Raw genomic sequence first — 14213 nt, forward strand, 5'->3', positions numbered from 1 at the left:
CAATTCTCAATTCTCAATTCTCAATTCTCAATTCTCAATCGGTTCGACGCCGGCCATGTCGAGAATTTCGGGAATCAAATGTTCGGTCCGAATGGCCATCATATGGACGCCGTGGCAGAGATCGCGGGCTAAACGGACTTGTTCGGCGGCGATGGTCATTCCTTCTCGTAAAGGATCGCAAGAGCGTTCGAGTCGATCGATAATCTCCTGAGAAATCTGAACCCCCGGCACTTTTTTATTAAGGAACCGAGCGTTTTTCGCCGATTTAATCAGAAAGATTCCCGCCAAAATCGGCTTGTCGTAAGCCGAGGCGATTTTCGTCACGAACTTGTCCAGGCGATCGAAATCCGAAATTAACTGACTTTGGAAAAACTGCGCCCCCGCTTCGACTTTCTTCTCGAAACGACGCTGCAACCCCGACCAACTCTTAGATTGAGGATCGACCGCCGCACCGGGGAACAAGTCCGTTTTCCCGTCGGAGAGGGGTTTATCGTTGAAATCGATGCCCCGATTGAGTTTGTCGATAACCCGCAGCAAGCGCACCGATTCCATATCGAAGACGCTTTTGGCACCGGGATGATCTCCCGCTTTCACCGGGTCGCCCGTCAGGGCTAAAATCGATCGAATCCCCAAGCCGTGGGCGCCCATCAAGTCCGCTTGCAGTCCAATGCGGTTTCGATCGCGACAGGCCATCTGACAAATCGGTTCGATTCCCTGTTGCAACAAAATCGCCGACGCTGCCAAAGACGACATCCGCAACACCGCCCGCGAACCGTCCGTGACGTTCACCGCATGGACGCGATTTTTCAAACCCCGTGCCATGTCTACCACATGGGCGGGATTTCCCCCCTTGGGAGGGGCGACTTCAGCGGTAATTAGAAATTGTTTCGACAGGACGGCGTTGCGGAAAACAGTCATACTATTTACGAGATTCCATAAAAAAGCAATTCGGGACTAAAGGGGTTTTGAGAAACCCATCGCATCTTTGACGCGATCGAGGGTTGCTTGGGCGATCGATTCAGCCTTTTCGCGGCCGCGACGCAGAACCGATTCCAAATATCCCTTATCGTCCATTACCTCTTTATACTTCGTCTGAATTGGAGTTAGGGCTTCCACCGCCGTTTCAGCTAACAACGGCTTGAACTGACCCCATCCCAGATCGGCGCATTCGCTGGCGACCGTGGCTTTATCCTTGCCCGACAGCAGCATATACAGCGTTAAGAGGTTGTTACATTCAGGGCGGTCGGGGTTGTCGAACTCCAAACCGCGCACGGGGTCAGTTTTGCACTTTTTGATCTTTTTGGTAATGACGTCGGGGGGGTCGAGGAGATTAATTCGACTCATTTCCGAGGGGTCGGACTTGGACATTTTTTTCGTCCCGTCCGTCAAACTCATAATCCGCGCCCCGTCCGTGCGGATGAGAGGTTCGGGCATTTTCAACACCGGATTTTCCGGGTCGCCGAACTGGTCGTTCATGCGAACGACCAAATCCCGCGTCAGTTCGATATGTTGCTTTTGGTCTTCCCCGACGGGGACTCTGTCCGCATCGTATAGCAGGATGTCAGCGGCCATGAGAACCGGGTAATCGAGGAGTCCGGTTCCGACGTTTTCCCCTTGTTTGAGGGCTTTTTCCTTAAACTGAATCATCCCCTGTAGCCAGTTGATGGGGGTGATGCAGTTAAGAAGCCACGTCAGCTCGCTGTGGGCGCTGATGTGGGATTGAATGAAAATGTTAGAACAGTCGAGATCGATGCCACAGGCGAGGTACAGCGCCGCGATCGTGTAGCTGTCCGCTGCCAAGGTAGCCGGGTTGTGGGGGACGGTGATCGCGTGTAAGTCCACCACGCAGAAGTAATTTTCGTACTGGTGTTGGTTTTCGACCCAGTTGCGAATCGCCCCGAGATAGTTTCCGAGGTGCAAGTTACCTGTCGGTTGAACACCGGAGAGAATGCGCTGTTTGCCCATGAGGAATGGTTGAGACGACACAGAACCATCGACCCGGCCGCCTCTGGGCGATCGAATCGATGCTTAAAATTTCGACATACTCTAGTTTGACATAGAGCGCGATCGCTCCAACAGTCGAATTTGGCAGCGGGGGAGGTGATGGTACGATCGGGGTGATGGTACGATCGGGAAATTCTCTCCCCATCTCCTTTTAAACTTGCGGTTCGGGGTTCGATTCGGGAATATCAGGGGCGCGATCGCCTACCTTCAGGTCGTATCCTTGTTGCTGTAAGTCCTTCACAAACTGCGTATCGTCGAAGTTGGATGTCCGTTTCGCCGCTTTGGGATCGGTTTTGGCGGTTTTTCGCAGTTTTTTGAGTTTGGCTTTTCTTCCCATAATGCCAATTCTTTACCATCAATTACTTATTTCTACTGTAGCTTAATTAACGGTTTTGATGTAAATCATAAAAATTTATAATTGTTAAACTTACGTATTGTCATCGATTCTCAGTATCTTCAAGATACTATATATTCAAGATACTATGGATCTCGCGCGTCGATCGCAACTGAGTCAAGCGTTCTCTTGAGTCAAGCCATCGCTTGACGTTACACTTTCTTTAAGCACTTCCTTCTAGTCTCAAAGGACGTCAAACCCTATCGAACCAGATACGAAAATGACTGCAACAACAGAGAACGCAATTAAAATCGAGCGCCAACCCAGTTCCGAACGACTGCAAGAACTCGGCGTTTCCAGTTGGCCGGTTTGGGAAAAAGAAGCTTCAGAATTCCCCTGGACTTACGAGGAACGGGAAACCTGTTATCTGTTAGCCGGAGAGGTCATCGTAACGCCAGACGGGGGCGAACCCGTTCAAATTCAAAAAGGCGATCTCGTCACCTTTCCTCAAGGAATGTCTTGTACCTGGAACATCGTCAAAGACGTTCGCAAACATTACAACTTCGGTTAAATTTACGCCAAATCGGGTTTGAGCAAACCTCGACTTTCCAGGTTCCAGGGACATTAAAAAGCTGTTTTCTGAAAACACCCAAAACCGATCGAAAGAGAGACACCCGCCGGGGGCGTCTCTCTGTAAAATATCTGCGTAAAATATCTGCGTAAAATATCTGCGGAGTGCGATCGCCCAACCGAAGAGTTATCGATCGATCTCGTTGCTTTCCGTCCCGTGCAACGACTTCTCGAAAGCCATCCGTTGATACGCATTGTTGAGGAAATAGCCGTTCATCATGGCCGACGCGAGCAATTTTCCCAAATGTTCGCGAGAGGTCGTAATCGAGACGTTGAACTGTTCCGAAGGCAGTCCCCCCAACATTCCCATTAAATTCTGTTCCATCACCTGAGCCACCTCGGGGCTGGGGTTGGAAAGACGTTCGATCGTTTCCGGCGGCATCGACTGTAGATATTTCCACAGTGGATTTTGACCTTGTTCGGGAACAGACTGAGAAAGAGGATTCATGGTTTAACTTGGGATTGATTCCTTTACCTATCTATAGGTTAGAAAATCCCCACTATCCTGCCTAGTGAGTGCAACCGAAACGATTAGGGGGGTTTCTGCGACCTGCAGGTAGAAATCTCAGCCAATTGATGCGACGATATCTAGCACGCTGAACCGATTATCTAGAATTCTATGACTCGCCAACGTTTGATTATCGAGATGGGCATGGGCGTCGACCAACACGGACAAGACCCCACCGTAGCCGCCAAACGTGCCGTTCGCAACGCCATCGCCCACAACGCCCTTCCCGGCGTCTGGGAAGTGGCGGGATTAGACCACCCGAATCAAATGTACGTGGACGTACAGGTGGCAGTCCCCTACCCGGAACAGGTGCGGAAAGACGAGGTTCTCTCGGTATTACCCTTCGGACAGAAAACCCTCACCGTAGAAGCTGGGGGGATGGTGACGGTGGGTCGCGCCATTCCCGAACTCGAGGACAAAAACGACGATATGTTAATTGCAGTGGCGGCGGTAACGGTTTCCGTGGAGAAATAACCTGAAACCGACACGCTGTCGGTTCTTTTTCCTCGGTCTTTTGGCGCGAGATTCAAACCAAAATGCTATCCTTTCAACCAACTGAAGATTTCCCCCACCGTCAACTGTACCGCTTCGGCGAATTCGGGTACGGGTAAAGCTGCCTCGTCTTCTTCAAACACCCGTACTGCTTTGGCCGCATCGTAGACAAAGATGCAGGATTCTTCGGGATCGATAATCCAACCCATTTGGCTCCCGTGGTTCAAACAGTGGAGAAGGTTACGAATCACCTGGGTTTGGCGTTGGTGTGGCGAGAGGATTTCGATCGACCAATCTGGGGAAAGATTGAATATATTTTCAACTCGACCGTCCGGCCGTCGAGGGATACGTTCCCATTGAAACACCGAGACATCGGGAACGATCGATCTCCCCCCGAAAGTACAGCGTAACTCGGGATACGCCCGTGCAACTCTGGACGATTTCAGCGTTCCGTTCAAGGTACTGACCAAATCCCCCTGTAGCGTACTGTGTTCTCCTTGAGGCATCGGTTTCTGAAGAATTTTTCCGTCGATATATTCGCTGGCAGGTTTGTTTTCGGGGAGTTCGAGAAACTCCTCCAGCGTCAACGGTTTAGACGATGTTCGTACCATACAACTCTCCCTCAAAAGTATGACCCCAGGCGGATCGGATGATGGGATGATGGGGTGATGGGATGATGGGATGACTGTACGATCGGGAAATCTCCCCACCTCATTATTACCTCATTATCTCATCACCTCATCATCTCCTCACCTCATCATCACTCAATAACATCTGGCGCCACAACTGCCTCGGGAAACAGTTCTGCGAATCCCGCTTCTCGGACTTCTGGCGGGTCTTCCGACCAATTCCAGAGACTTTCGTAGAAGAAAAACGACAGTCCTGAAAAACCTAACTCTCTGGCTTTTCTAACCTTTTGTCGAATCAGATCGAGTTCGATCGGTCGGTTTTTCAATCCGGTCAAAATGGCGATGCCAACTGGGATGTGGCGTCTTGCGGCTTCCACTTCCGGCCGTTGTAGCTCCATCGCAAACACATCGATATCTTCCCGATACACCTGCAAAACTAACTCTTCAATATATCCGAGGCGTTCCCAACGTTCCCAATCTTGCAAATATCGGGAATAGGCGAAATGTTGGGGGTTGGGAGAGACGGAAAAAACGGCGTCTGGATTGACGGCTTTCACGGCGCGAAAGGCGCGATCGACAAATTCGGTAATTTTATCGGCTCGCCAGCGCATCCAATCGGGATCGGTGTAATCTTCCGGGGGATCGGCGCCGTCGTGTTCGCTGCGGTAGAGTTCGACGGTGTACTCGTCGTATCCGAACTCGACGGGAAGTCCGAGGTGATCGTCGAGTTGAATTCCGTCGATGTCGTAGTTGCTGGCGATTTCGACCAACAAATCGAGGATAAACTGCTGTACCTCGGGATGAAAGGGATTGAGCCAAACCCGCTCGTGTTCCCCTTCCATGATGGTTTGGCTTCCGTCGGAACGCTGCGTCAGCCAGTTGGGGTTTCGCCGCGCCAGTTCTGAGTATGAGGGGGCTTGAAAGCCGAATTCAAACCAAGGAATGACCCGCAAGCCTTTACTGTGGCCGTATTCGATCGCCTCAGCTAACATATCGTACCGTTGCAGTCCCGGTTCGGGATCGACGGCGCGTCCGATGACGGGTTCGGCGACGGCGCTGGGATAGAGGGTGTATCCCCAGTTCCAAACGGTGGGATAGAGGGTGTTGAAGTTGAGGCGGTGCAGGCGATCGATCGCCTGACGGAGTTCGCGCCGGGAAAACAACACCTCGCTGTCTACGTTCGTCAGCCAGACGCCGCGAATTTCGGGAATTGTGACGCGAACCACGTAGTCTTGGGGGATGGGGTTGGGAAATCCGTCTTTGGCGAGAATCAGACACATGGTCGCGGCGACGTCGGCGCGAGTGGCCAGACGCTGGGGATACAGCCAGCGTTCGTCTTCGTAAGTGGGGGAAACGACGACGATTTGGCGTTCCGTGGCGGCGGCGATCGATTCCTCGATTTCCGGGGGAACGAGAATCGCGTCGCGATAGGTTCGATCGAGGAGCGATCGCGGCGTTTGTGCGGCTTGATAGTCCAATCCGTCTGTTAGCGCCACCCACATTTCCCACCGCGCCAGTTTTCGATCGCTGTCGAAGACTAAATCGAGAAAACTCTCCCAAAATCCCAACCGTTCCAAATTGGCGATCGCCTCGAATTCCGGTGCGTCCGAGGAAACGTCGGTAAACCTTATGTCTGTGGGGGTTTCCGCCTCCTGGGAGCGCGTTTGTTGGAGGGTTCGATCGAGGGTTTGCGCGAATTCCGCACGAGTGACGGGAACGTTGAGGCGTTCCGGCGACGCCTCCAGAATCTCCGCCTCGACCAACTCCTCAACACAAGGCTGTACCCAAGACGACGCCATTTGAGCCTTCGCCTCGGGAGCGATCGCCAGCAGCGAAGCGATCGCAGTCCCCAACACTCCCGGTTTCCAACCTCTAACTATCCGCAACACGGTTGTTTTTACCAATTTTCCTTTCGATCGAGCAGTAAATAGGTGGTCATTTTACCCTTTCCCTTCACCTCGATAACACCGCGACGCTCGAAGCAAAAAGAAGCTTTCAACCGTTCGTAAGTGGCTTCCGTCACCTGAATCGTATTGGCGATACCGTGGGACTCCATGCGACTGGCGGTATTGACCGTATCGCCCCAAAGGTCGTAAATAAACTTGTTCGTCCCGATGACCCCCGCCACCACCGGGCCGGTGTTGATTCCGATGCGAATACTGAACGGTTCGCGATCGCCTTGATTGAACTGCGCCATCTGTCGCTGCATATCCAAGGCCATCTGCGCGATCGCTTCAGCGTGGTCCTCCCGAGGAATCGGAAGTCCGCCGACCACCATATAGGCGTCGCCGATGGTTTTAATCTTTTCCAAACCGTTCTTTTCCGCCAATTCGTCGAACCCCGAAAAAATCTCGTTGAGGAGTTCCACCAGTTCCGTCGGAGAAATACGCGACCAGAGTTTCGTAAAACCCACAATATCAGCGAACAAGACGCTGACATCCGTAAAACTATCCGCGATCGTGCGGGGGTTTTGCTTGAGGCGTTCCGCGATCGGTTGCGGAAGGATATTCAGCAGCAGACGTTCCGACTTCTCCTGTTCCACCCGCAGCTGTTCCAGATACGCCTTTTCCTGGTCGTGTAAGCGCTTTTTTTCGAGACAGGCTCCAATTCGCGCTTTCAGCAAAATCGGATTGAAGGGTTTAGGAAGATAATCTTCCGCCCCCAGTTCGATACATTTAACCACGCTATCGAGGTCGTCGAGAGCAGAAATTACCAAAACCGGAATATCGCGAAGGTCGGGGTCGGATTTCACCTCTTCGAGAACTTGATAGCCGTTCATTCGCGGCATCATGATATCGAGCAACACCAAATCGAACGGTTGCTCTCGCATCAGTTCCAAAGCGCGAAACCCGTCTTCCGCAACCGTGACTTGATAGCCTTGTCGCTTCAGTCGTCGTCGGAGTAAATCGCGGTTGGCTTCGTTATCGTCTACGACCAGGACGCTGGCGTTTTCGAGCGATGTCATTCCATGAATTCCTCAGTGGACTCCCGCGAAGTCAGAGGGAACAATGCCGAGCGAGTACAACGGGGGTCGCCAACGTTGCGATCGAGATCGATCGAATCGGTCTACACGCACGGGCTAATAACAATGGCAAAGTTGGACAATCGTACCCGATTTTATCGCAATTTGAAGCCTCCCGCTTTAGGGAGGTGCGGTGATGATGAGGTGAGGAGGTGAGGAGGTGAGGAGGTGAGGAGGTGAGGTGATGAGCTGAGGAGATGATGAGGTGAGGAGATGAGGAGGTGATGAGCTGAGGAGGTGAGGAGGTGAGGAGGTGAGGAGATTTCCCATCATCCCATCATCCCATCATCCCATCATCCGGTCATCCCATCATCCCATCATCCCATCATCCCATCACCCGGTCATCCCCATAAAACGCCGGAAGGACGACGGTGAACTCCGAACCGACCTCAGCTTCACTGTTAACGGAGATGTCGCCCCCCATCATTTGACAGTACCGTTTGCTAATGGTCAGTCCGAGTCCCGTTCCCCCGTATTTGCGAGTTGTAGACGCATCCCCTTGAGTGAAGGCTTCAAACAGATGTTCGACTTGTTCGGGGGTCATACCGATTCCCGTATCCGAGACTTTGAAGAGGACGATATCGCCTTCAATCTCTGCACTATCTATCTCGGCCACATCTCCCGTTTCACCCGCTGCATAACGCCGCACGGCGAGGCTCACCGTACCGTTTTCGGTGAATTTAGCAGCGTTGCTGAGGAGGTTGAGCAACACTTGCCGCAATTTCGTAACGTCGGCCTCGATTTCTCCCAAATCTTCCTGGCACTCGAGGATTAACCGATTGCCGTTTTTCTCCATCATCGGATCGATGGTGACGCGCACTTCCTCGATTAACGCCGAAAGCGCGAAGGATTCCACGTAAAGCTGCATTTTCCCCGCCTCGATTTTGGAAATATCGAGGATGTCGTTAATCAGAGTCAGCAGGAAATTCGCCGCCGTGCGAATTTTCTGAAGGTCTTCGACGGTGGTGGTATTGCCCTCTTCTGCCGCTTCTTCTTGAAGAATTTCGCTGTAGCCAATGATGGCGTTGAGGGGGGTTCGCAGTTCGTGGCTGATGTTGGCCAAAAAGGCGCTTTTGGAGCGGTTGGCGGTTTCAGCGGCTTCCTTGGCTCGGTAGAGTTCCGCTTCGGCGGTTTTGGAGAGGGTGATGTCTTGAACGGCACCGAGCAAACGCACCTTGTCCCCTTCCGATTCTTGCCAGTTGGGACGGGCGTAATCTCGCAGCCAACGGGTTTCGCCGTCGCGGGTGACGATGCGGTATTCGAGGACTCCTTCCCAGTCGGCGACGCGGTTTTGAGTGAAACGGTGGCGGACGCGATCGCGATCGTCCGGGTGAACCACCGCCGACCATCCCCCCATCGATTCTACTTCGTCGCGGCTGTATCCGGTGATGCGATCGAACGATTGAGTCGCCCATTGGACGATAGGATTGCCGTCGGGGGTTACCTCGGCGGAATAAATGTAATCCGAGGCCAGTTCGGAAATGGCGCGATAGCGGGCTTCGCTTTGTCGCAGAGCGCGTTCGGACTCTTGTCGCTCGGTGATGTCTCGCACGGCGGTCACGCGCACTTTATTGCCGTAATAGGGCAGGAGGCGGCCTTGAATTTCGATGGGGAAGGTGGAGCCGTCTTTTCGCCGTCCCACGAGTTCTAGGGTTTTTTCGGACCCCGATCGCAAGGGAGCGGCGGCGGTATCGCGACAGTCGGGGGCGAACAACTCCAACGGGTTCATCCCCAAAAATTCGTCGTCGCTGTAGTCGAAGAGAGTGCTGAGGGCTTGGTTGGTGTCGATAATGGTGTCGTCGGCGTGGATGACGATGCCCTCGAAGGTAGCTTCCGAGAGCCAGCGAAAGCGTTCTTCGCTCTCCCAGCGGGCGACTTCGGCGGAGGTTCGATCGCCCGTTTGCACCGCCAGGGCGACGAAATCGGCGATAGAGGCGGCGAAGGTTTGTTCTTCCGTCGTCCAGACGCGGGGCGTGCCGCTGTGTTCGAGCATGACTAAGCCGATGGTTTTGCCTCCCAAGCGCACAGGCGCCCCCAAAACGGCGGCCACGCCGTTCGGGGTAAAGTAGGTTTCGGCTAACCGTTGGGTGCGGGGGTCGGCGGTGGCGTCGGAAACCGCTAAGTACCGTTCGGCTTCCAGGGCTTGGAAATAGCCGGGATAGTGGCTGGCGGCGAGGGCGGTTCCGGAACTGTGGCGATCGCCGTCCCCTTCGTAGGCTTCCAAACAGAGCAAACGGGTGCGATCGTCTTCGTACTGCCACAGACTCACTCGGGCGACTTGGGAGGTGCGGGCAGCGGTGGCGGCGATGCCTCGCAGCGTGGCGGCGACGTTACCCGTCTCGAACTGTTGGTTTCGGGCCAGTTCCACCAAGGCTTGATTGTGTTTTTCCAGGGTACGACGCTGGCGGGCTTGCCAGGTCGTCTGAACGTTCACCTGTCGTCCCCACTGCCCCATCAACCAACCGAACGCGAAGGGTAGCGTATCGACCACCCACAACACGGGATTTTGGCCGTGACGTCGGGCGAAGGCGGCCAAAATACCCCAAAGGGTGAAGTCGTCGAGAGGTGGTGATGCAGCTAGGAGGTCGAGACTGCCGGCGAGGGCAACGAACCCAAATCCGGCGATCGCCCCCGTCCAGGTAAATCGAGCCACGCGGTTCGAGGTGGGAGAATCGGTCATCTGAACTTCCGGTTTGGCATCCTAGGTTTCGGAGATTGGGAGAGGGGGGATTGGGAGATTGGCAGATGGGGGGAGGGGGAGATGGGGAGAAACGATCGACTACTCGGACAATAAGGCTTCGATTTTTGAGAGCAATCGGGGAAATTCTACGGGTTTGGTGTCGTAGTCGTCGCATCCGGCGGCGAGGCACTTTTCGCGATCGCCGGCGATGGCGTGGGCAGTTAAAGCAATAACGGGAATGCTTTGGGTTTCGGGTTTGGCTTTTATGGTCGAGGTGGCTTCCCAACCGTCCATTACGGGAAGACCCATATCCATCAAAATCAGATCGGGGGCTTCGCTGACGGACATTTCAACCCCTTGGGCGCCGTCCATCGCCACAACGACGACGTGACCTTTGCGCTTGAGACGCCGCGAAAGCATATCCCGATTCATTTCGTTATCTTCGACGAGCAGGATTTTAGCCATAGGCGACAAGATGCAACAGTGGCGGATCGATCGAAGACGGGTTGGCACGGGACCCGGTTTTGAAACCCGTGTCGAACTCGAGCGGTTTGAATGAGTCTTGGGAAACGATCGACTCGCGAGGGGAATTTTCCGGTTATTTTCCCATTGCCTCTTATTGTCCCATTTCAAGGTCGCCTCTGTCTTCTGCGGGGGCGAGACTGGCGAAAAGTCGATCGCGCACTTCGTGAAGCAGTTCGTCTCGCGTGGACGCCCCTTTTTCCAGAATATGCGCCACCGACCCGTCGAGACGTTGGTAGTCTTCTGGCGTCAGTTCCATGGCCGTAACCACCACCACGGGGATCGATCGCCAGTCCCCAGTTCGGCGAAATTCCGCCAAAAACTGAAAGCCGTCCATGTTCGGCATCATCAAGTCCAGAAGCACCAAGTTCGGCGGGTTCGCCGCTACCACCTCCAACGCCGCTTGACCGTCGCAGGCTTCCACGACGTTCCAGCCGAATTTTTCTAGGGTGCGTCGCATCATTTCTCGGGTCATTTCGTCGTCTTCGACGACGAGAATGCGGTTTTTCGTCGGAAGGCTACCGAGAATGTTGCGCTGTCGGTATTTGTCGAGAAGGCGCGTCAACCGCTGGTTGTCCAGGGGTTTGATGAGGTAGTCGGAAGCCCCCAGGGTAAAGCCGAGGTTTTTTTCGTCCACGATGGTGGCCACGATGGCGGGAATCTCGGCCAGTTCGCTATCGGCTTTGAGGGCTGAGAGTACGGCCCAACCGCTCATGTCTTCCATGAGAACGTCGAGAACGATGGCGTCGGGTTTGAGTTCTCGCGCCCGTTTTAAGCCTTCGACGCCGCTACTGGCGGTTTCGACGCGAAACCCTTCTTTACTCAACCGCCGGGAAATGAGATCGAGGGTGTCCGGGTCGTCGTCGATGGCTAAGACTAAGCCGGAGGGTTGGGAGATGGGGGAAGGGCTGGGCGACGGGGTGTCTATGTCGGGTTCTATGGTGTCGAGGGGTTCGGCCGGGAGGGTAACGCTGAAGGTCGATCCTCGTTCGGGGTGGCTGTCGGCGGTGACGTCGCCGCCCATCATTTGGCAGAAATGCCGGGTGATGGCCAGTCCTAAACCGGTACCGCCGTATTTGCGGGTGGTGGAGGCGTCTGCTTGGCTGAAAGCAGTGAAGACGTTATCGACTTGGTCGGGAGTCATGCCGATTCCGGTGTCGGTGACTTCAAAGACGACCCAGCGGCGGCCGTCCTCCTCGGTATCGCGGTAGGCTCTGAGGGTGACGGTTCCGTCTTGGGTGAATTTGGCGGCGTTGCTGAGGAGGTTGATCAGGATTTGCCGGACTTTGGTGAGGTCGGCGCACATGGTGCCGAGATCGCGATCGCACTGGAGTTGGAATTGGTTGCCGTTGTTTTCGATTTGGGGGGCCGTGGCCGCCTGGACTTCTAACAGAAGGCTGGGAATGTCGAAGGCTTCGACGTACAAGTCCATCCGTCCGGCTTCGATTTTGGAAATATCGAGGATGTCGTTAATCAGCGACAGCAGATGTTGGCCGGCGGAGCGGATTTTGTTAAGGTCGGCGGCGAAGTCGTCGTACCCTTCGTCTTGGGCGTCTTCGCCGAGCATTTCGCTGTAGCCGATAATGGCGTTGAGCGGCGTTCGCAGTTCGTGGCTCATGTTGGCCAGGAAGGTGCTTTTGGAGTGGTTGGCCGCTTCGGCGGCTTCTTTGGCGGCGTAGAGTTCGTCTTGGATTTGTCGAGTTGTGGTGATGTTGTTCGTCCACAGCATCAAGCCGCCGATGCTGCCGTCTTCGGCGTACCACGGCCTCATTTCCCATTGATACCAGTCGAGGCTGCCGTCGGGATGGGGAAAGGGTTCGTTGTTGCCTCGTTCGATGTTGCCGGACAGACAGGCGTTTTGACGGTGTTTCCAACGCTCGATCGCCTTGGCATCGGTTTGGAAGAGGGGAAAAACTTCGTAGTGCGATCGACCCCGGATTTGGGATTCCTCGAGACCGTATTCTCGCGCCCAACGCTCGCTAATTAACAAGTAGTTCATTTCGCGATCGAACATGGCCGTGGCGCTCGGCGCGTACCGCACGAACCGCTCTCGTAAGTCTGCTGCTTCTTCGATTTCTTGACAAAATACAGAAGTTGTGGTATTGGATTTCAGGAATTCGACGCGACAGGGGACGATCGAGCCGTCGGCGTGGCGACCCTCGAGATAGAGGGGGGAGTCGAGAGAGGTGGCCTCGTCAGGCCAGTGGGGAAACAAGGTGGCGATCGAGTGGTTTTGGAGATCCCGGTCGTCATACCCAAACAACGCCTTGGCGTCAGCGTTCGCCCTCTCAATACGCCCGCTATCGTTACAAAACGTCACAATACAAATCATGATGGTTTTTCGTAAGTCGTCCCGAACACGGCTGACCGACGGGGCTGAAGCCCAACGTCGAAGGTTAGGATAGAACAGGGTAGATGACGACAAAAAAGGGACAGTTTGTCAATCTGTCTACGGGGCGATCGCAAGTTATCGGGAACTCTTAGAATCAATCCGACGTCAAAGTTTCTTGGTAGCTCCGATCGCCTTAAATATGCCCATGACACATTCTATTTCATTATCCTGGTCTACGGCCTCGGCGACCGTTCCCGAAACTCCCGTGCCTTCTCCCGCCCAATTATCTAACATCGATTTGGTGCGCCGTTGCCAAGCCGGAGCGCGTCCCGATCGCACCGCCTTTACCGAACTCCTGCGTCGGTATCAATCCTATGTCGATCGGGTGTTATATCATTTAGCCCCAGACTGGCAGGACCGCTCGGACTTAGCTCAAGAAGTTTGGATTCGGGTCTACCGTAATATCCGCCGCTTGCAAGATCCGGTCAAATTCAAAGGCTGGCTCAGCCGTATCGCCACCAACCTGTTTTACGACGAATTACGCAAACGCAAGCGGGTGCGCCAACCCCTCTCCCTCGACGCCACGTTTACCACCGAAGACGGCGAGCGAGAATGGGAAATCGCCACCGAAGACCCCGGACCCGACGACGCTTTAACCACAGACGAATTTTACGATCGCCTGCGGGTTGCCATCGCCGACTTACCGGAAGTCTTCCGCACCACCATCGTCCTGCGGGAAATCGAAGGCATGGCTTACGAAGAAATCGCCGAAATTACGGGTGTGTCGTTGGGAACGGTTAAATCTCGCATCGCCCGGGCCAGACATCGTTTACAAGCTCAGTTACAAAACTATATCGACAGTTAACCTTTCTCACTTTTATCTGTTTCGTTTTAACGATTTAACGTCTTTTTCGCGATTAATCTTCTGAGATTAATCCCGTGGGAAAAACTCCGGTTCGATCGAATCGATCGAATCCTTCCCCAGAAACTTTTTCCAGTGGCTTTCGTCTGTAAAAATACGCAAGTATAATTTAAAGGAGAGAGGTCGCTGTCCACAACT

13 protein-coding genes are annotated in these 14213 nt (G+C 54.1%); 3 read left to right on the top strand and 10 right to left on the bottom strand.

Annotation, left to right across the window (positions count from 1 at the left end; translation table 11 throughout):
* Positions 1 to 27: 27 nt before the first annotated feature.
* The 3 genes from ACP5D4_RS07750 to ACP5D4_RS07760 all read right to left on the bottom strand — a co-directional run bounded on the left by ACP5D4_RS07750 (position 28) and on the right by ACP5D4_RS07760 (position 2341).
* Positions 28 to 918 carry a methylenetetrahydrofolate reductase gene (locus ACP5D4_RS07750; RefSeq protein ID WP_428011056.1) on the bottom strand — a complete coding sequence of 297 codons (891 nt, stop codon included), beginning with the start codon at positions 916 to 918 and terminating at the stop codon, positions 28 to 30.
* A 36-nt stretch (positions 919 to 954) separates the two neighbouring features.
* Positions 955 to 1965, bottom strand: a complete 1011-nt coding sequence (gene trpS / locus ACP5D4_RS07755) for a tryptophan--tRNA ligase (protein ID WP_428011088.1) — start codon at positions 1963 to 1965, stop codon at positions 955 to 957.
* A 190-nt stretch (positions 1966 to 2155) separates the two neighbouring features.
* Positions 2156 to 2341: a hypothetical protein gene (locus ACP5D4_RS07760; protein ID WP_428011057.1), complete on the bottom strand. Its 186-nt coding sequence runs from the start codon at positions 2339 to 2341 to the stop codon at positions 2156 to 2158.
* 277 nt (positions 2342 to 2618) lie between these two features.
* On the opposite strand from ACP5D4_RS07760, the gene ACP5D4_RS07765 reads away from it, so the two are divergent.
* A complete protein-coding gene (locus ACP5D4_RS07765; RefSeq protein ID WP_428011058.1) occupies positions 2619 to 2909 on the top strand; it encodes a cupin domain-containing protein in 291 nt (96 codons plus the stop codon).
* 186 nt (positions 2910 to 3095) lie between these two features.
* Here ACP5D4_RS07765 and ACP5D4_RS07770 read toward each other — a convergent pair whose 3' ends face one another.
* Positions 3096 to 3416, bottom strand: a complete 321-nt coding sequence (locus tag ACP5D4_RS07770; RefSeq protein WP_428011059.1) for a DUF760 domain-containing protein — start codon at positions 3414 to 3416, stop codon at positions 3096 to 3098.
* 171 nt (positions 3417 to 3587) lie between these two features.
* Here ACP5D4_RS07770 and ACP5D4_RS07775 point away from each other — a divergent pair, with 171 nt between their 5' ends.
* Positions 3588 to 3950, top strand: a complete 363-nt coding sequence (locus ACP5D4_RS07775) for a Lin0512 family protein (protein ID WP_428011060.1) — start codon at positions 3588 to 3590, stop codon at positions 3948 to 3950.
* Between the two features lie 65 nt (positions 3951 to 4015).
* Here ACP5D4_RS07775 and ACP5D4_RS07780 read toward each other — a convergent pair whose 3' ends face one another.
* The 6 genes from ACP5D4_RS07780 to ACP5D4_RS07805 form a co-directional block, all read right to left on the bottom strand.
* The gene (locus tag ACP5D4_RS07780; protein WP_428011061.1) at positions 4016 to 4579 is read right to left on the bottom strand and encodes a Uma2 family endonuclease; all 564 of its coding nucleotides are present in this window, start codon (positions 4577 to 4579) and stop codon (positions 4016 to 4018) included.
* A 149-nt stretch (positions 4580 to 4728) separates the two neighbouring features.
* On the bottom strand, positions 4729 to 6501 hold the full coding sequence (locus ACP5D4_RS07785) for a glycoside hydrolase family 10 protein (protein ID WP_428011062.1): 1773 nt from the start codon (positions 6499 to 6501) through the stop codon (positions 4729 to 4731).
* Positions 6495 to 7562, bottom strand: a complete 1068-nt coding sequence (locus ACP5D4_RS07790) for an adenylate/guanylate cyclase domain-containing protein (RefSeq protein WP_428011063.1) — start codon at positions 7560 to 7562, stop codon at positions 6495 to 6497. Before ACP5D4_RS07790 ends, ACP5D4_RS07785 begins: the two co-directional genes overlap by 7 nt.
* 382 nt (positions 7563 to 7944) lie before the next feature.
* Positions 7945 to 10299, bottom strand: coding sequence for a PAS domain S-box protein (locus ACP5D4_RS07795; protein ID WP_428011064.1), 2355 nt, complete (start codon positions 10297 to 10299; stop codon positions 7945 to 7947).
* A 99-nt stretch (positions 10300 to 10398) separates the two neighbouring features.
* The gene (locus ACP5D4_RS07800; protein ID WP_428011065.1) at positions 10399 to 10764 is read right to left on the bottom strand and encodes a response regulator; all 366 of its coding nucleotides are present in this window, start codon (positions 10762 to 10764) and stop codon (positions 10399 to 10401) included.
* Positions 10765 to 10915: 151 nt separating this feature from the next.
* Positions 10916 to 13153 carry a response regulator gene (locus ACP5D4_RS07805; RefSeq protein ID WP_428011066.1) on the bottom strand — a complete coding sequence of 746 codons (2238 nt, stop codon included), beginning with the start codon at positions 13151 to 13153 and terminating at the stop codon, positions 10916 to 10918.
* Between the two features lie 205 nt (positions 13154 to 13358).
* On the opposite strand from ACP5D4_RS07805, the gene ACP5D4_RS07810 reads away from it, so the two are divergent.
* Positions 13359 to 14018, top strand: a complete 660-nt coding sequence (locus ACP5D4_RS07810; protein ID WP_428011067.1) for a sigma-70 family RNA polymerase sigma factor — start codon at positions 13359 to 13361, stop codon at positions 14016 to 14018.
* Positions 14019 to 14213 lie beyond the last annotated feature (195 nt).

The organism is Baaleninema sp., assembly GCF_049974805.1.
GTDB lineage: Bacteria > Cyanobacteriota > Cyanobacteriia > Cyanobacteriales > Geitlerinemataceae > Baaleninema.

Bases quoted from the DNA above. Each gene is read 5' to 3' on its own strand.
- ACP5D4_RS07795 (WP_428011064.1), bottom strand. From the start codon at position 10,299: ATGACCGATTCTCCCACCTCGAACCGCGTGGCTCGATTTACCTGGACG.
- ACP5D4_RS07775 (WP_428011060.1), top strand. From the start codon at position 3,588: ATGACTCGCCAACGTTTGATTATCGAGATGGGCATGGGCGTCGACCAA.
- ACP5D4_RS07765 (WP_428011058.1), top strand. From the start codon at position 2,619: ATGACTGCAACAACAGAGAACGCAATTAAAATCGAGCGCCAACCCAGT.
- ACP5D4_RS07770 (WP_428011059.1), bottom strand. From the start codon at position 3,416: ATGAATCCTCTTTCTCAGTCTGTTCCCGAACAAGGTCAAAATCCACTG.
- ACP5D4_RS07810 (WP_428011067.1), top strand. From the start codon at position 13,359: ATGACACATTCTATTTCATTATCCTGGTCTACGGCCTCGGCGACCGTT.
- ACP5D4_RS07760 (WP_428011057.1), bottom strand. From the start codon at position 2,341: ATGGGAAGAAAAGCCAAACTCAAAAAACTGCGAAAAACCGCCAAAACC.
- ACP5D4_RS07790 (WP_428011063.1), bottom strand. From the start codon at position 7,562: ATGACATCGCTCGAAAACGCCAGCGTCCTGGTCGTAGACGATAACGAA.
- ACP5D4_RS07780 (WP_428011061.1), bottom strand. From the start codon at position 4,579: ATGGTACGAACATCGTCTAAACCGTTGACGCTGGAGGAGTTTCTCGAA.
- trpS (WP_428011088.1), bottom strand. From the start codon at position 1,965: ATGGGCAAACAGCGCATTCTCTCCGGTGTTCAACCGACAGGTAACTTG.
- ACP5D4_RS07800 (WP_428011065.1), bottom strand. From the start codon at position 10,764: ATGGCTAAAATCCTGCTCGTCGAAGATAACGAAATGAATCGGGATATG.
- ACP5D4_RS07805 (WP_428011066.1), bottom strand. From the start codon at position 13,153: ATGATTTGTATTGTGACGTTTTGTAACGATAGCGGGCGTATTGAGAGG.
- ACP5D4_RS07750 (WP_428011056.1), bottom strand. From the start codon at position 918: ATGACTGTTTTCCGCAACGCCGTCCTGTCGAAACAATTTCTAATTACC.